General features: G+C 32.0%; 15 protein-coding genes. 10 read left to right on the top strand and 5 right to left on the bottom strand.

The window, feature by feature from the left end:
• Nucleotides 1-375: 375 nt before the first annotated feature.
• Entirely contained in the window at nt 376-1503 is a 1128-nt protein-coding gene (locus QM536_06860; GenBank protein MDI9356723.1) for a sorbosone dehydrogenase family protein, read from the top strand.
• 51 nt (nt 1504-1554) lie between these two features.
• Nucleotides 1555-2925, top strand: a complete 1371-nt coding sequence (locus QM536_06865; protein ID MDI9356724.1) for a hypothetical protein — start codon at nt 1555-1557, stop codon at nt 2923-2925.
• Here QM536_06865 and QM536_06870 read toward each other — a convergent pair.
• From QM536_06870 to QM536_06880, 3 genes are all read right to left on the bottom strand, one after another.
• The gene (locus tag QM536_06870) at nt 2920-3399 is read right to left on the bottom strand and encodes a cytidine deaminase (GenBank protein MDI9356725.1); all 480 of its coding nucleotides are present in this window, start codon (nt 3397-3399) and stop codon (nt 2920-2922) included. The genes QM536_06865 and QM536_06870 overlap by 6 nt on opposite strands.
• Before the next feature lie 252 nt (nt 3400-3651).
• Nucleotides 3652-4671 carry a tRNA (adenosine(37)-N6)-threonylcarbamoyltransferase complex transferase subunit TsaD gene (gene tsaD, locus QM536_06875; protein MDI9356726.1) on the bottom strand — a complete coding sequence of 340 codons (1020 nt, stop codon included), beginning with the start codon at nt 4669-4671 and terminating at the stop codon, nt 3652-3654.
• Nucleotides 4672-4689: 18 nt separating this feature from the next.
• Nucleotides 4690-5364 carry an RNA pseudouridine synthase gene (locus tag QM536_06880; protein MDI9356727.1) on the bottom strand — a complete coding sequence of 225 codons (675 nt, stop codon included), beginning with the start codon at nt 5362-5364 and terminating at the stop codon, nt 4690-4692.
• 442 nt (nt 5365-5806) lie between these two features.
• On the opposite strand from QM536_06880, the gene QM536_06885 reads away from it, so the two are divergent.
• The 3 genes from QM536_06885 (at nt 5807) to radA (ending at nt 8544) form a co-directional block, all read left to right on the top strand.
• Nucleotides 5807-6457, top strand: coding sequence for a hypothetical protein (locus tag QM536_06885; GenBank protein ID MDI9356728.1), 651 nt, complete (start codon nt 5807-5809; stop codon nt 6455-6457).
• A 128-nt stretch (nt 6458-6585) separates the two neighbouring features.
• Complete coding sequence (locus QM536_06890; GenBank protein ID MDI9356729.1) at nt 6586-7173, top strand: YkgJ family cysteine cluster protein; 588 nt, start codon at nt 6586-6588, stop codon at nt 7171-7173.
• Nucleotides 7174-8544, top strand: a complete 1371-nt coding sequence (radA, locus tag QM536_06895; protein ID MDI9356730.1) for a DNA repair protein RadA — start codon at nt 7174-7176, stop codon at nt 8542-8544.
• Nucleotides 8545-8847: 303 nt separating this feature from the next.
• On the opposite strand, the gene QM536_06900 is transcribed toward radA, so the two are convergent.
• Complete coding sequence (locus QM536_06900) at nt 8848-9573, bottom strand: ATP-binding cassette domain-containing protein (GenBank protein MDI9356731.1); 726 nt, start codon at nt 9571-9573, stop codon at nt 8848-8850.
• A 51-nt stretch (nt 9574-9624) separates the two neighbouring features.
• Entirely contained in the window at nt 9625-10332 is a 708-nt protein-coding gene (locus QM536_06905; GenBank protein ID MDI9356732.1) for an arylesterase, read from the bottom strand.
• Between the two features lie 313 nt (nt 10333-10645).
• Here QM536_06905 and QM536_06910 point away from each other — a divergent pair, with 313 nt between their 5' ends.
• The 5 genes from QM536_06910 to QM536_06930 all read left to right on the top strand — a co-directional run.
• Complete coding sequence (locus QM536_06910) at nt 10646-10825, top strand: hypothetical protein (protein MDI9356733.1); 180 nt, start codon at nt 10646-10648, stop codon at nt 10823-10825.
• Between the two features lie 100 nt (nt 10826-10925).
• Nucleotides 10926-11723 (top strand): DNA/RNA non-specific endonuclease, encoded by a 798-nt coding sequence (locus QM536_06915; protein MDI9356734.1) that lies wholly within the window; start codon nt 10926-10928, stop codon nt 11721-11723.
• A complete protein-coding gene (locus QM536_06920) occupies nt 11711-12382 on the top strand; it encodes a hypothetical protein (protein MDI9356735.1) in 672 nt (223 codons plus the stop codon). The genes QM536_06915 and QM536_06920 overlap by 13 nt, the downstream gene beginning before the upstream one ends.
• An 11-nt stretch (nt 12383-12393) precedes the next feature.
• The gene (prfA, locus tag QM536_06925; protein MDI9356736.1) at nt 12394-13467 is read left to right on the top strand and encodes a peptide chain release factor 1; all 1074 of its coding nucleotides are present in this window, start codon (nt 12394-12396) and stop codon (nt 13465-13467) included.
• Between the two features lie 91 nt (nt 13468-13558).
• On the top strand, nt 13559-14513 hold a 955-nt coding region (locus QM536_06930; GenBank protein MDI9356737.1), incomplete at its 3' end, for a hypothetical protein.

The raw sequence follows: 14513 nt of genomic DNA on the forward strand, positions 1-14513 counted from the left end.
TTTGATATTTCACGTTTATTTTTGTTTTTTAAACGGTATTTTTACAATTGGGGAACGTTCCTAAATTCTATTCTTTTTCGCAAAAATAATACAAAGCAATATATTTTTCTCTTTTTAAGTATTTGCAATATATTTTGGGTTCTTTTAGAATAAAAAGATGTAAAAATATCTTTTTTTATTAAACACAGAGAAACAGAAAGAAATAGATTTTTTTTGTGGAAAAATAAGAAAGAAATATATAAAATGAGAAAATGTATTGCTTTGTATTATCATTGTGAAAATAAGATTTTTTTAGACGCAATTCTAAATATATCTTTAAAAGTTCTCACAAATGAGTGTATTATTATTTATTTTCATAAACTAAAACATAAAAATATGATATCCGTAAGAAATATTATTATTGGAGTAGTTATTTTTTTATTTCATAACTGCTCTGCACAGAAGAAAGATGAGTTTTTAGGCATTTCATCTCTCATTTTACCTAAAGGGTTCACAATATCCGTCTATGCCCAAAATGTAGTCAATGCAAGGTCTATGGTTATGGGAACTAACGGAATGCTTTTTGTAGGGTCGCGAGATGAAGGAAAAGTATACGGATTAAAAGACACAGATGGAGATTTTATAGTGGATACACAATATACTATAGCCACAGGTTTGAAAATGCCGAATGGTGTTGCTTTCAAAGACGGCTCTCTGTATGTTGCGGAAGTAAGTAAATTGTGGCGTTATGATGCAATAGAATCTCGTTTGTTAAAATCACAACCATTAGATCCAAAACTCATATATGATGATTATCCTACTGATAGGCATCATGGATGGAAATATATTGCTTTTGGACCTGATGGGAAATTATACATTCCCGTAGGGGCACCTTGTAATATTTGTGAAAGTAAAAATGAGATATACGCCACTATTACGAGAATGAATGCCGATGCTACGGGGAGAGAAATTGTAGCGAGAGGGGTAAGAAATACTGTTGGTTTCACATGGCATCCAAAAACAAAAGAACTTTGGTTTACAGATAATGGAGGGGATAATTTAGGCGATGATATACCCAGCTGTGAGTTGAATAAAGTATCGTCTCTAAAAGAGCATTTTGGGTATCCATATTGTCATGAAGGAGAAATTGCTGACCCTGAATATGGAGGAAAGTTTCCTTGTAGTGACTTTACAACACCAATGCAGAAGTTAGGTGCGCATGTTGCTCCCCTTGGGCTTAAATTTTATACGGGAAAAATGTTTCCACAAGAATATTATGAAAGTATTTTTATTGCGGAGCATGGCTCTTGGAATAGATCTAAAAAAAGCGGCTATAGAATTACGAATGTAAAACTTCAAAATGGAAAAGCAATCTCTTATAAGCCCTTTATCTATGGATGGTTAGATGAATCAACACAAGAAGCGTGGGGAAGACCCGTTGATGTGCTTGTATTACCTGATGGTTCTATGCTCATATCGGATGATAAAGCAAATTGTATATACAGGGTCACCTATTCCCAATAACATATATTTACTTTCCTGTTTTTTACCCTTACCAAGTCATCTGCTAAAACAATGAAAACAATACAAAACATACTTATCTGTGCATTGCTTTTTTGTTTTGCAGATGCTTGTTTTTTTGAAGAGATTATATATGAAAATATCCAAAAAAACAATGTTTCTTTTTCCAATGATACCACAGATTTTGATACTGTTCTTGTTGGAAAAATAAGTATTACAAAAAGAGTAAAGATTTTGAATAATGAAAGTACGGGAATTATTATACCGTTTATTCGTTTTAACAAAGGAAATCACTCGTTTATCAAACTTACCGTCAATGGGGTAGAGGGAACAGAATTTACAAATATCAAAATCTTTCCGAATGATAGTATATTGATTCTTATTTCTTTTTTTGTTCCTCAGAATGTCCCGCGGGGTTCGTATCTTTTTCAAGAATCCATATCCATAGGAGATATAGTTTTTCATCCCATAAAAGCATATATCCAAAATGTGCATTATACCACCCGTGTTTTAGATGCAAATACTTTTTGGAATAATAATCTTCCTTATATTATAGAAGATACGTTTATTATTCCTAAAAATATTACCCTTACGATAGAAGCAGGTGTCAAGATTTTTTTGAGAAATAAAGCAAATATATTTGTTGCGGGGACAATACTTTGTAATGGTACTCCGAAAAACCCTATTACCTTTACTAGTTTTAGACAAGATGGGGATTATAAGAATCTCCCCGGGCAGTGGGGTACTATTTACATATTGGAAGGAAGCAGTGAAAATATATTTAATCACACTATCATAACAAATGCTACTGCGGGAATGAGAGTAGGTTCCCCTGATGCAAATAATACCTTTGATGTAACTATATCTCATAGTGTTATTGCTAACATAAGTTCTTATGGGATACTTGCTTTCAGCAGTGATGTTTATTGTTACAATACTCTTATATATAACTGCGGAAAGAGTTTGGTAGCAAATGTAAGCGGAGGATTTTATACGTATCAGCACTGTACTTTTATTTCTCAACAAGACAAATATCCTTTTATCTTTACAGATGATTCTCTCAGTGGCATTGAAAGAACGCCTCTCTTTGTATTTATGGCAAATAATATATTGTCGGGAAGTAAAGGGGATTCAGTTGGATTCGGAGTAACTTCGAGAAATTTTATTTTTGATGCACATAATAATGCAGTAAATATTTCAAAAGATATTTTTACTCTCAATACGGAGCGTATCTCTGGTAATATTTTTTTTTCAAATGCTGATTCTCTATTTGTCAATGAATCTGGATATGATTTTCGTTTGAAAAAAAATTCTCTTGCTATCAATATGGGTAAGCAACTCCAATCAAACATTATGTATGATATCAAAGGGAATAAACGTGATTCTCTCCCTGATATAGGTGCATACGAATGGAAAAATCTATAATATTTCTTCAAATCCAAAAGGGAGAAGATGTTTCACAGTATCAAGCATTATGACTTGACTATCGGGATACAGGAAAAAAACTTGTATAGGAGTGTTTTGTTTTTGTTCCATCTCTAACATAACTTGTCGGCATCCTCCACATGGGTGAGCTTTTGAGAGAGTTTTGCTGTTTTTAGCACCGCAGCACACAAAAATCTTTTTGATACCTATCCCTCTAAATTGAGAAGACGCAGAGTATAAGGCAACTCTTTCTGCACAAAGCCCCTCTGGATAGGATCTATTCTCTTGATTATTTCCACAAACAATAGAGCCATTTTCTAACAAAACGCTACAACCTACTAAAAATGAGGAGTAAGGCGCATAAGCATTTTCTCTTGCTTTTAAACACAAATGCATCAAATTATTATCCTCATCGTTCAATTCTTCTATGGTTAATTCTTTATATGGTATAAATATCTTTTTATACGTTCCCATGGGTGATTAATGTTATGTATATTATTTTTTATTTTATAGATATTAGAAATCAAATGAAAAAAATATTGTAGATTCTTATTCTTTCAAAAGCCTAGACTCATAAACTTTTGTTTCTATCTTTATTTGCAAGTTGTTTTCATGTTTCTCTCCATTCGTAGATTAATTTCGTATAGATCTCATCAGAGAACTCTTATTATTCATTTTTCATGGTCTTTCCTTATGAATATTTTTTACATATTGTATTAAAAATTATTAAGAAACTATTTCCAAAAAAGGAATCCTCACATCTGCAGATTCTGTGAGAGGAGAGAATTTGTTTTTTTTATATAAATAGTATCCTGTAATGGCAATCATTGCTGCGTTATCGGTGCAATATTGTGTATGAGGAATAAAAATATTCCAATTTCGTTCTTCAGCAATTTTTTGTAATTGTTTGCGTAAAAAAGAATTGGAAGCCACTCCACCCGCAACAGCAATATTTTTTATATTTGTCTTTTCAGAAGCAAGAATGAGTTTTTTCAGAAGCATTTGAACCAAAGTATATTGAATACTTGCACAGATATCATGTTTATTTTCCTCTATAAAAGAAGGATTTTTACTCATATTCTCTTTTAAAAAGTACAGAACCGCTGTTTTTATCCCCGAAAAAGAAAAATCCAAGCCAGCAACTTTGGTAGATGGAAAGGGAAATGAATGCGGGTTACCATTTTGAGAAAGTTGGTCAATGACAACCCCTCCTGGGTAAGGTATTCCCATGATTTTAGCCGTCTTATCAAATGCTTCCCCTACGGCATCATCTTTTGTCTCCCCAATAATATCCATTTGAAAAAAATCATGCACTACTACTAACTGCGTATGTCCTCCACTTATCGTCAAACAAAGAAAAGGAAATGACGGTTTAGGAGCATCTATGAAATTTGCTAATATATGTCCTTGCAAGTGATTCACGGGAATGAGAGGAATATCCAAAGTCCATGAAAATGCTTTTGCAAAAGAACAACCTACCATCAATGACCCCATAAGTCCAGGTCCTTTTGTAAAAGCGACAGCATTCAACTCTTCTTTTTTTACTCCTGCTTCTTGTAATGCCGCTTCTACTACCATACTTATATTCAAAAGATGTTTCCGAGAGGCAACTTCGGGAATAACACCTCCATATTTTTCATGTATTAGTTGCCTTGCCACCACATTACTGAGTATTCTTTCATCCTCTGTCACAGCAGCACAGGTATCATCACAAGAACTTTCTATTCCTAATATCTTTAAAGCCATATTTTTCTAAAAATCAATTTAACTACCATCATATTCTGGAAGCCATACGGGAGTGGATTTTATATTAATATAGTTTCCATTCACGGGATGGGTAAAAGACAACTCATATGCATGCAAAAGAATACTTCCATCATTATTTTTCTTTGTATATCCATATTTTACATCGCCAATTATACAACATCCTATCTCCCGCATCTGAACTCTTATCTGATGAGGTCTGCCCGTGGTCAATTGTATCTCTATTGCAGCTCTATTTTTCATTCTTGAGTATACTTTATAAGAGAGTTCCGCAAAAACAGTTCCCTTTTTTTCATAATTATAAGAAGTTACTTTATTTTTAGATACATCTTTTTCCAACCAGCTCCTCACAATTCCTTCATTTTTTTGGGGAACACGATCTACCATAGCAATATATTTTTTTTCAACAACCCTTTCCCTCCATGCTTGTGTCATTCTTTCCAAAGCTTTTGAGGTTTTCGTAAGCATTACAATACCGCTTGCAGGTCTATCTATCCTATGAACCAAACCCACAAATACATTTCCTTTCTTTGCATATTTTTTCTTGATATATTCTTTTGCAAAATCAATAAGAGAACTATCTTGAGTGGAATCCCCCTGAGACAAAATGCCCGATGGCTTATTTACTATTAAAAGATGATTATCCTCAAAAAGAATATTATTTTCAAAAATCATATATTTGTTCCTTTCATTGCACAATAAAAAAAATTAAAAACTGAGTCCACTCCGAAAAGTTTTTGTTCGTTCATTATTTAAAAATCAACACAAAATACTTGTAATTATTATTATTTTTGTAACTATTTACCAAGCATTATGAGATGCTGAAATTCTTTGTAGAGAATGTGTAATACATACTTTTATATCTCATACCCTTATTTTTTGAATATTTTATACATATGTGCTCAATATATTAAATTATTATTTTGTTTATAACAATTTTCTATAAGATGCTAAATAGTTACTTGTTTTTCTATATTGATAACTCACCTTACGAAAAAATATAATAAAATTTCATATCTTTACCTTTTAAAAATGTTATCATAAACTTTTTGAAGGTAATGTTTGCATAAGGTGAACTCATACAATAAATACAAAACAAAATTAATTACTAAAAAGAATGCATAAAGACAAAAGAACCATTAAAGAAGTAGAAAAAAATATTAGATTATTGGAAGAACAAACTGCTGCTCTGAAAAAAGAAAACGAAGAAACTCGTAAAAAAAATGAAGAAGAACTAGCGGCTCTGAAAAAAAGAAATGAAGAAGAGATATTAGCTCTCAAAAGAGAAAATGAAGAAGCTCATAAAAAAAACGAGGAAGGTTATAAAAGATTACAATCTACTATGGATAATTTAGGGTTTAATATCGGTATGGGAGTGGAAGAAATGTTTGCTGATGGGGTTAAAAATAATCCTATTCTCAACGGCATTCGTTTTGATTATGTGCATACAAAAATAAAGGTCCTTAATGACATTGGAAACGATGCTACAGAGATAGATATAGTATTGGTCAATAGACATAGTGTAGCACTTGTGGAGACAAAGCATCGTTTTAAAAATGAAGATTTAGAAAAGTTTCTTGAGAAACAGTATCCATTGTTTCAAAAATATGGAGGGGTTATGTTAAGAGAGCATATTTATCTATTCATTGCGGGGCTTTCGTATGATGAAACGGTGATAAAAAAAGCCAAAAGCTTAGGAGTTGGTATTCTTCATCTGAAAAATGAAGTAGTGGACGTAGAAGGGGAAATAAAAGATTATCATCAGTAAGATGAGAGGGTTTATTGTGCTTCTCAATATATTAAGCTCATATAGAAAAGTTATCAAAATAATATGAGAAGTTTAAATAAAATAAAAAGTAAAAAATACTACCCATCTTTCCATACGTACATTCCATAATGACTCTCACTGAAAAATCACAATTAGTAGAAATTTTATTTTCCGAACTCGATACTGATATACAAGGATTTCAAACAAAAACAGGCATACAATGCAAGACGGGATGCGGAAAATGTTGTTTTAAGCCCGATATTACAGCTACCATATTAGAGTTTATTCCATTTGCGTACTGGGTATATAAACAAGGAACTGCCGACTCCTTGTTAGAAAAGATAAACCTCTCCCCTACTTCCATTTGTGTTCTTTTCTATTCCCAAGATACCATTTTACAAAAAGGTTTTTGCTCGCAATATCCCCATAGAGGACTTATATGCAGGTTATTTGGATTCTCAGCGGGAACAGATAAATATGGAAGTAAAAGGTACATCACCTGTTCTATTATAAAACAAAAAACAGAACAATATACAGCCATAGAAGAACAAATAAAAAGTAATTCTTTATATATCCCTATTATGTCAGATTATCAAGCACGCCTGAGGTCTATAGATTTTGAATTAGGAACTCTTTTTTACCCTATTAATGAAGCATTGAAAAAAGCTATAGAATTAGTATTATTTCAAGAATATTATAAAATAAATAATGAGTAAATGGCAAAGATAAAAACAGCATTTTTTTGTCAAAATTGTGGAACACAATCTGCCAAATGGATAGGAAAATGTTCTATATGCGGCGAATGGAATACATACGTAGAAGAACAAATAGAAAAAGAAAAAACCGAAGAAAAAGAAAAAATGTGGATAAAAGCATCCACTGCTCATAAACCCATACTTATCTCTCAAGTATCTGCCTCAGATTTTGTAAGAATACCCTGTAAAGATAGCGAACTTAATAGAATATTAGGAGGCGGAGTAGTGCCTGGATCTTTTGTTCTCATCGGTGGCGAACCAGGAATAGGAAAATCCACTCTCCTACTCCAATTTGCGCTCAGTATGCATAACATAAGGGTATTATATATTTCTGGGGAAGAAAGCGAGCAACAAATAAAAATGCGTGCAGAAAGAATAGGGGTTCCTTTCAACGAATGCTTCCTTTTATGCGAAGCAAATACACAAAAAATTTTCTCTCACATAAAGGATATTTCTCCTCAAATCGTTATTGTGGATTCCGTGCAAACACTCTATACCGATAGCTTAGAATCCTCCACAGGCAGTATCTCTCAGGTAAAAGAATGTGCTACCGAATTTATGAAATTTGCAAAAGAAACTAATACCGCTGTTTTTTTTATCGGGCATATAAACAAAGATGGAGCAATTGCAGGACCAAAAGTGTTAGAACATATTGTGGATACCGTTCTACAATTTGAAGGGGAGAGACAAATGGTATATAGAATCCTCCGCTCTCTCAAAAATAGATTCGGCTCCGCATCTGAAATAGGAATCTATGAAATGAACTCTCAAGGACTGAAACCTGTCCTAAACCCATCGGATATTTTAATAAATCAAAAAGATTATGAATCCAGCGGAACATCCATCGCCTCTACCGTAGAAGGAAATAGATCTCTCCTCTTAGAAATTCAAGCATTAGTATCCTCCTCTGCTTATGGGAACCCGCAAAGAAACACCACAGGATTAGATATAAAACGACTCAGTATGCTCCTTGCTGTGATAGAAAAACGAGTGGGGATCAAATTAGGGCATCAAGATGTGTTTTTAAATATCGTAGGAGGATTAAAAATTGATGATCCTGCAATAGATCTTGCTGTTTGTATTGCTATTATATCTTCTTTCAAAGAAAAACCCATCTCTTCCAAAATATGTTTCTCATCAGAAGTAGGACTCGGGGGAGAACTCCGCACCGTAACAAGATTAGAATTGAGAATCCAAGAAGCACAGAAATTAGGATTTCAATCCATTTATATATCTAAATATAATGCTAAAGCACTTTTAGATAAAAAATTTAATATAAAGATATTTCCCTGCGGAAATATAACAGAAGTTCTCAAAAATTTATTTGCCTGAAAGACACCATACAATATATTACCCTCCCCCTTTTGTACTCTTTAAAAGTAATGGCTCTTTACATTTTTTGTAACTACCTATGTTTATTTATCTATTTTTTAGAATGTTACAGTAAAGACAAATTTAAAAAAATTATGTATATTTGATTCCTCTCCAAAAAGTCGTTTTTACAGAAATACTGATAATTAAAACTATTGATAATCAAATTTTACAAAATTATAAATATATCCAAATTAACTTTTCGGGGTGGACTCAAATATGGTTATAAAAAATGTTTAAAGAGGAAGAAATAACCTTTCCTATTTAATTTGGTGTTCCAAAAAAAGAAGAAACATAATCAGAGAGAGTATTTTTTGTAAGAGATTCTGTATTTTGAAACATCTCTATTTCTCCATTTTTGAGGAGAAGCAACTTATCCGAGAAAAAAAATATATCTGCTATATGATGTGTTGCAAGTATAACAGTTATTTTTTGAGTATAAAATATATGTTTCAGAATGGGGAATAATTTTTTTTTGAGAAGTGGGTCAAGATGAGCAAATGGTTCGTCTAGGAGTAGTAATTGCGGGTAGGGAGCTATGGTAATGGCAAATACGATTCTTTGTTTTTGTCCGCCTGATATTTCATTTGGATATTTATGTATTATTTCGCTGATTTGGAATATATCTATGAGTTCTTCTATTCGTTTTTTTTTTGCTGCGTATGGAAAGGAACGTATGCTGTATTCTAAATTTTGTAAGAGAGAGATATGGGGTTGAAGAGTAAGATTTTGATCTAATAGTTTGATTTGTTTATTTTCATGAACGAGTTGGGATTGGGCGGAGATAATTTTTTTTTGTTTCCAAAAAATTTTTCCTACAGATGGAGTTTCTATTCCTGCAATTATTTTAAGGAGGGTTGTTTTGCCTGCTCCGCTTTCTCCCGTAAGAGCCATAATGCTGCCTTTTTGGATAGAAAAAGATATTTTTTTTAATACCTCCGATTCTGCATTGGTATATTGAAATGAGATATTATGAAGTTCAAGTATCATTTTGTAAGTATTTGTTCAGAGGGAATAGAGAGGTTTCGTCTCTCTTTTTTTTTATTGGAGGAGTGGATATAGTTTTTTCCAAACATTTGCAGCAACAATTTTTTGTCCTTCTGCGGTAGGGTGGATTCCATCGGGTAGATTTAGTTCAGGAATACCTGCTACATTTTCTAATAAAAAAGGTATAAGAATAATATTAAATTGAGTAGATATTTGAGGATAAAGAGATTGAAACTCGGATATATATTGTTCTCCCATATTGGGAGGTATTTGCATACCAGCTAAGATAATATGTATATGAGGGCTTTTCTTTTTTATTTTTAAAATAATAGATTCTATATTTTTTTTTGTTTCCGTAAGAGTAATACCTCTCAGTCCGTCATTTGCACCTGTTTCTAATACGATGATAGGAAAATATTCTTTCAAATACCAATCTATTCTTGTCAAAGCACTGGCGCTTGTTTCTCCACTTACTCCTGCATTTATGCAGGTATAATCTAATAAAAGAGAGTCAATTTTTTTTTGTAGTACAGATGAAAAAGATTCTTCTGTATCTAATCCGTATCCTGCGGTTAAACTATTTCCAAAGAATAGGATTTTTGGACGTTCTTTTTTTTCCAATGAGTTTTTTTGTATAGAATTGCTTTGATGTGCTTCTTGTTTTTGCTGTGTATTACATGCGGATAATAAAAACAGAAAAGAGATGAGATATTTTTTTTTATTTGAGAGAAGAAAGTGTATTTTAAAATTATTTTTGTTCATTATATTATTAAGAGTGTATGTGAAAAGAATGTATTACTACGGAAAGAAAGAAATTTTTTAGAGGATTAACATATTTTATACTAAAAAAGAAACTATTCATTAAATTGTTTAAGTTTTTTATTTTTTTTAAATAATTATATATAAAAAACGTATAAAAAATAATATTTTTATCAATTATGCAAAAGTATTATAAAAACAATTATATTACATAAAGTTATGAAAGGTATAATTCGTTGTTAAAATGAAAAGTGCCTCGTGACTTAATTTATACTTATTTTTATATTTATTTAACTAAATTTTAATTTTATCAAAGATGAAAAAAGGAATATCTTATTTATTTTTAGCAGGGATTTTATTTGCTTCTGCTTGTAGTTCAAAGACAGAAAATAAAGAATCCACAGAAACTCCAACAGAAGCGGCTCCTGCAACAGAAGCTCCTATGGAAGAAGCTCCTGCGACAGAAACTCCTGCTGATTCTACTGCAACTCAGTAGTATTCAAAAGCAGTTTTTATTACGGGAATAGATTTTAAAAACAGAAGTATTTCTTTACTTCTGTTTTTTTTTATAATATACCTTTTACATACTATAAAAAATGAAAAAAAAACGATACTCTCTTACATTAGTAATTTTTACTCTCTTGATCCTTATTATTTTTTGTTTCTATTGTATATTCGAACAAAAAAAGGTCTCTTCTTACGGCAAAGAATCCGATACCCTTTTATACCCCGAACATAATTCTGATGAAATAATACATCACAAAGCATATTCATTGGTATATAAAGAGGAATATGAGCAAGCACTTTGGGCGGGGTATGAGCTTACAAAAGATGAAGTTCTTACAAAAAAAGTAAAACGTAATAATAGGTTTATGGAAGATCCTGCTATTATAACGAGGTCGGCTTCGCCCGATGATTATAAAAGATCAGGTTATGATAGAGGACATCTTTGTCCAGCGGCAGATTTTAGATGGGATGAAGGAGCGATGGAGGAAAGTTTTTTTATGAGCAACATGAGTCCTCAAGTTCCTCAGTTTAATAGAGGTATATGGAAAAAATTAGAAGAAAAAGTAAGAGATTGGGCTGTTATACATGAGAAAGTGTATATAATCACAGGTCCTATTGTACAAAAAAATCATAAGACAATAGGTAAATACAATAAAATAGCAGTTCCTTCGTATTATTATAAAATAATTTTAGATTATACCGAACCCGAAAAGAAAGCTATAGCGTTCCTTCTCAAAAATGAAAATAGTAAAGAAAATTATATGAATTTTGCTGTTTCCATAGATAGCATAGAAATGATATCGGGAATAAATTTTTTTTCAAACATACCCGATTCAGAAGAAATAGTATTAGAATCACAAATAAATAAAGATGTATGGGAAAGATAAAAAAAGTATTGTATATGTTATTTTTTCTTTTACAAGTATTAAATATCTACGCCCAAAAAAGCGATGTGTATTATACTTATGAAGATGAAATAAAGATATTAATACAAGCGAAAAAATATCAAGAAGCAGAGAAAAAATTGAGAGATATGTTACAAATTCAAGAGGTAGTATCTCCGGATATTATATATTACTTTTCCCTTGTCCTGTACGAAAATGAAAAATACACCAATAGTAGAAATTTTATAAAACAATACATAGCTGTTACTAAAAAATCTGGAAAATTTTATAACGAAATACTTATTATAAAAGCAAAAGTAGATAAAAAATTAGTCAATATAGATGCTTGTAAGCTCTGTGATGATTTAGGTATGCGTTATATAAGTTGTCCAAAATGTGGTGGAGAGAGAGAAGAAACAGAAAAATGTAGTATCTGCAATGGTTTAGGGAAGGAGAAATGTCCGGTATGCCAAGGACAAGGGGTCTTAATAAAAAAATCATTAATGGATAAAGACCATTACTCCACATGCAATAAATGTAGAGGAACAGGGCTTTCACTATGCAGTAAATGTAAAGGAAAAAAAGAACTTAAAAAAACATGCACCGAGTGTAACGGAATGGGGAAAAAAGCTTCCGATATTGTGTGCGATCATAAACATTAAATTTAAACGCAATGATACAAAAATTAGAACAAATAAAAACAAGGTACGAAGAGGTAAAGCATCTGATAATGGATTCTAATTCTATGAATGATATGTCATATTATGCAAAAATAAATAAAGAATATAAAGAATTAGAGAAAATAATTATACCATTTAACAAATATAAGCAATTACTCTCGGAAATAGAAGAAGCAAAAATAATTTTAGAGAATGAAAAAGATGCAGAATTAAGAGAAATAGCAAAATGGCAATTAGAGGAATTAGTTCCTCAGGAAGAAGAGATGCAAGAAACACTCAAAAAACTTCTGATACCAAGAGATCCGAACGATAGTAAAAATGCTATACTAGAAATAAGAGCGGGAACAGGAGGAGACGAAGCTTCTATTTTTGCGGGAGATTTGTTTAGAATGTATCAACGTTATTCAGAAAATAAAAAATGGAAAATCAATATAGTTGACTTTACGAATGGAACAGCAGGTGGGTATAAAGAAATTGTTGCTACAATAACTGGAAATAATGTGTATTCCGAAATGAAATTTGAATCGGGAGTCCATAGAGTGCAGCGCATCCCTCATACGGAAACACAAGGAAGAATTCACACATCTGCCGCAACAGTGGCAGTTCTACCCGAAATGGAAGATGTGGAGGTGCAAATAAATATGAACGATGTCAAAAAAGAAACTTTTTGCTCCTCTGGAGCAGGTGGACAATCCGTAAATACAACCTATTCTGCGGTAAGATTAACACATATTCCATCGGGTGTAGTGGTAAGCTGTCAGGATGAAAGGTCTCAAATAAAAAATTTTGATAAAGCACTCAAAATTCTCCGTTCTCGCATCTATGAAATGGAGCTCAAAAAACATACAGAACAAATAGGTGCTCAAAGAAAATCCATGGTCGGAAACGGAGACAGATCAGATAAAATTAGAACCTATAATTATCCTCAAAGCAGAGTTACTGACCACAGAATCGGGTATACTGTTTATAATCTTCCCACAGTAATGGACGGAAAAATTGAAGACTTTATAGAACAATTGCAAATTACTGAAAGCACAGAACGATTAAAAGAAGGTGTAGCAAAATAATATTTTTGGAATTGCATTTGAGAAAAGAGAATACAATAATTTAGTTCACCAAATATACTCAATTACTTAATAGTACATACCATACAATATTATGAGAGAAGAAGAATTAAAAAACAGAATAGCACAAGATTATTTTAAAGAATATAACTGCACCAAAATTATTGGCAATGTGGACTTCTGCGTTTGTAGGCAACAAAACCAACAAGAACTCTTTGAACCCGAATCTCTCTTTTGGGCAGAAGCAAAAAAAGGATCGTCTGATATTTATAAAGCAATAGTGCAACTTATACTCACCATTGGAAAAGCACGCACCTTTGATAAATACTTACCCCCTGCTTTTCTCGGAGCTTTTGATTCTGAAAAAATTGCTTTCATTCCCTATTGGGATATTCAAGAGACCTTTTATCAAAATGATTTTAACTGGAATGTTACCCCATCAAACCATGAAACCAAAGAATTTCAAAAACTCTACGAACAAGTAAAAACAATTTTAGAAAAAAATTCTCTCCAATTTTCTTTTGAACAAGATGGAAAAGAAATACACCTCTTTATAAAAACCAACTTCATCACAGGAAAAACTGAAGCATCCAAAATACAAATAGATAAAAATAATTTTATTTTTGTCTACCACAAATGGCGTATCTCAGTAAAACCCACCATTTCTATTATGGATTGGGATAAAGCAAGAAAAAATAAAATTCTTGAGGTCGATTTTTATGTTGCAGACCTGCTCTCCCAAGAAAACGAAACATTCAAACCCGATTTGTACGTTCTCCTCAAAAAAGACCATTATGAATTAGAAAGAAATATAGATGAAATAGGTTTGTTCAGTAGTAGCACCGTAGGTTTTTCGGATAACCAAAAAGCTCATCACGAATTTTGGAATAAATACCAAAGGCCCCCAAAAGAAATCTATTGGAATTTTATTGTGGAAAGAAGGGACTTACTAGTCCCACAAGATGTTCGAGAGAGAAGAGGAAGTTTTTTTACCCCACAAATTTGGGTAGAATTATCACAAAAATATCTTGCCCGAGTATTTGGTGAAG

The sequence above is a fragment of the Chitinophagaceae bacterium genome, from assembly GCA_030053935.1.
Lineage (GTDB): Bacteria > Bacteroidota > Bacteroidia > Cytophagales > JASGCU01 > JASGCU01.

Bases quoted from the DNA above. Each gene is read 5' to 3' on its own strand.
- QM536_06860 (MDI9356723.1), top strand. From the start codon at position 376: ATGATATCCGTAAGAAATATTATTATTGGAGTAGTTATTTTTTTATTT.
- QM536_06865 (MDI9356724.1), top strand. From the start codon at position 1,555: ATGAAAACAATACAAAACATACTTATCTGTGCATTGCTTTTTTGTTTT.
- QM536_06870 (MDI9356725.1), bottom strand. From the start codon at position 3,399: ATGGGAACGTATAAAAAGATATTTATACCATATAAAGAATTAACCATA.
- tsaD (MDI9356726.1), bottom strand. From the start codon at position 4,671: ATGGCTTTAAAGATATTAGGAATAGAAAGTTCTTGTGATGATACCTGT.
- QM536_06880 (MDI9356727.1), bottom strand. From the start codon at position 5,364: ATGATTTTTGAAAATAATATTCTTTTTGAGGATAATCATCTTTTAATA.
- QM536_06885 (MDI9356728.1), top strand. From the start codon at position 5,807: ATGCATAAAGACAAAAGAACCATTAAAGAAGTAGAAAAAAATATTAGA.
- QM536_06890 (MDI9356729.1), top strand. From the start codon at position 6,586: ATGACTCTCACTGAAAAATCACAATTAGTAGAAATTTTATTTTCCGAA.
- radA (MDI9356730.1), top strand. From the start codon at position 7,174: ATGGCAAAGATAAAAACAGCATTTTTTTGTCAAAATTGTGGAACACAA.
- QM536_06900 (MDI9356731.1), bottom strand. From the start codon at position 9,573: ATGATACTTGAACTTCATAATATCTCATTTCAATATACCAATGCAGAA.
- QM536_06905 (MDI9356732.1), bottom strand. From the start codon at position 10,332: ATGAACAAAAATAATTTTAAAATACACTTTCTTCTCTCAAATAAAAAA.
- QM536_06910 (MDI9356733.1), top strand. From the start codon at position 10,646: ATGAAAAAAGGAATATCTTATTTATTTTTAGCAGGGATTTTATTTGCT.
- QM536_06915 (MDI9356734.1), top strand. From the start codon at position 10,926: ATGAAAAAAAAACGATACTCTCTTACATTAGTAATTTTTACTCTCTTG.
- QM536_06920 (MDI9356735.1), top strand. From the start codon at position 11,711: ATGGGAAAGATAAAAAAAGTATTGTATATGTTATTTTTTCTTTTACAA.
- prfA (MDI9356736.1), top strand. From the start codon at position 12,394: ATGATACAAAAATTAGAACAAATAAAAACAAGGTACGAAGAGGTAAAG.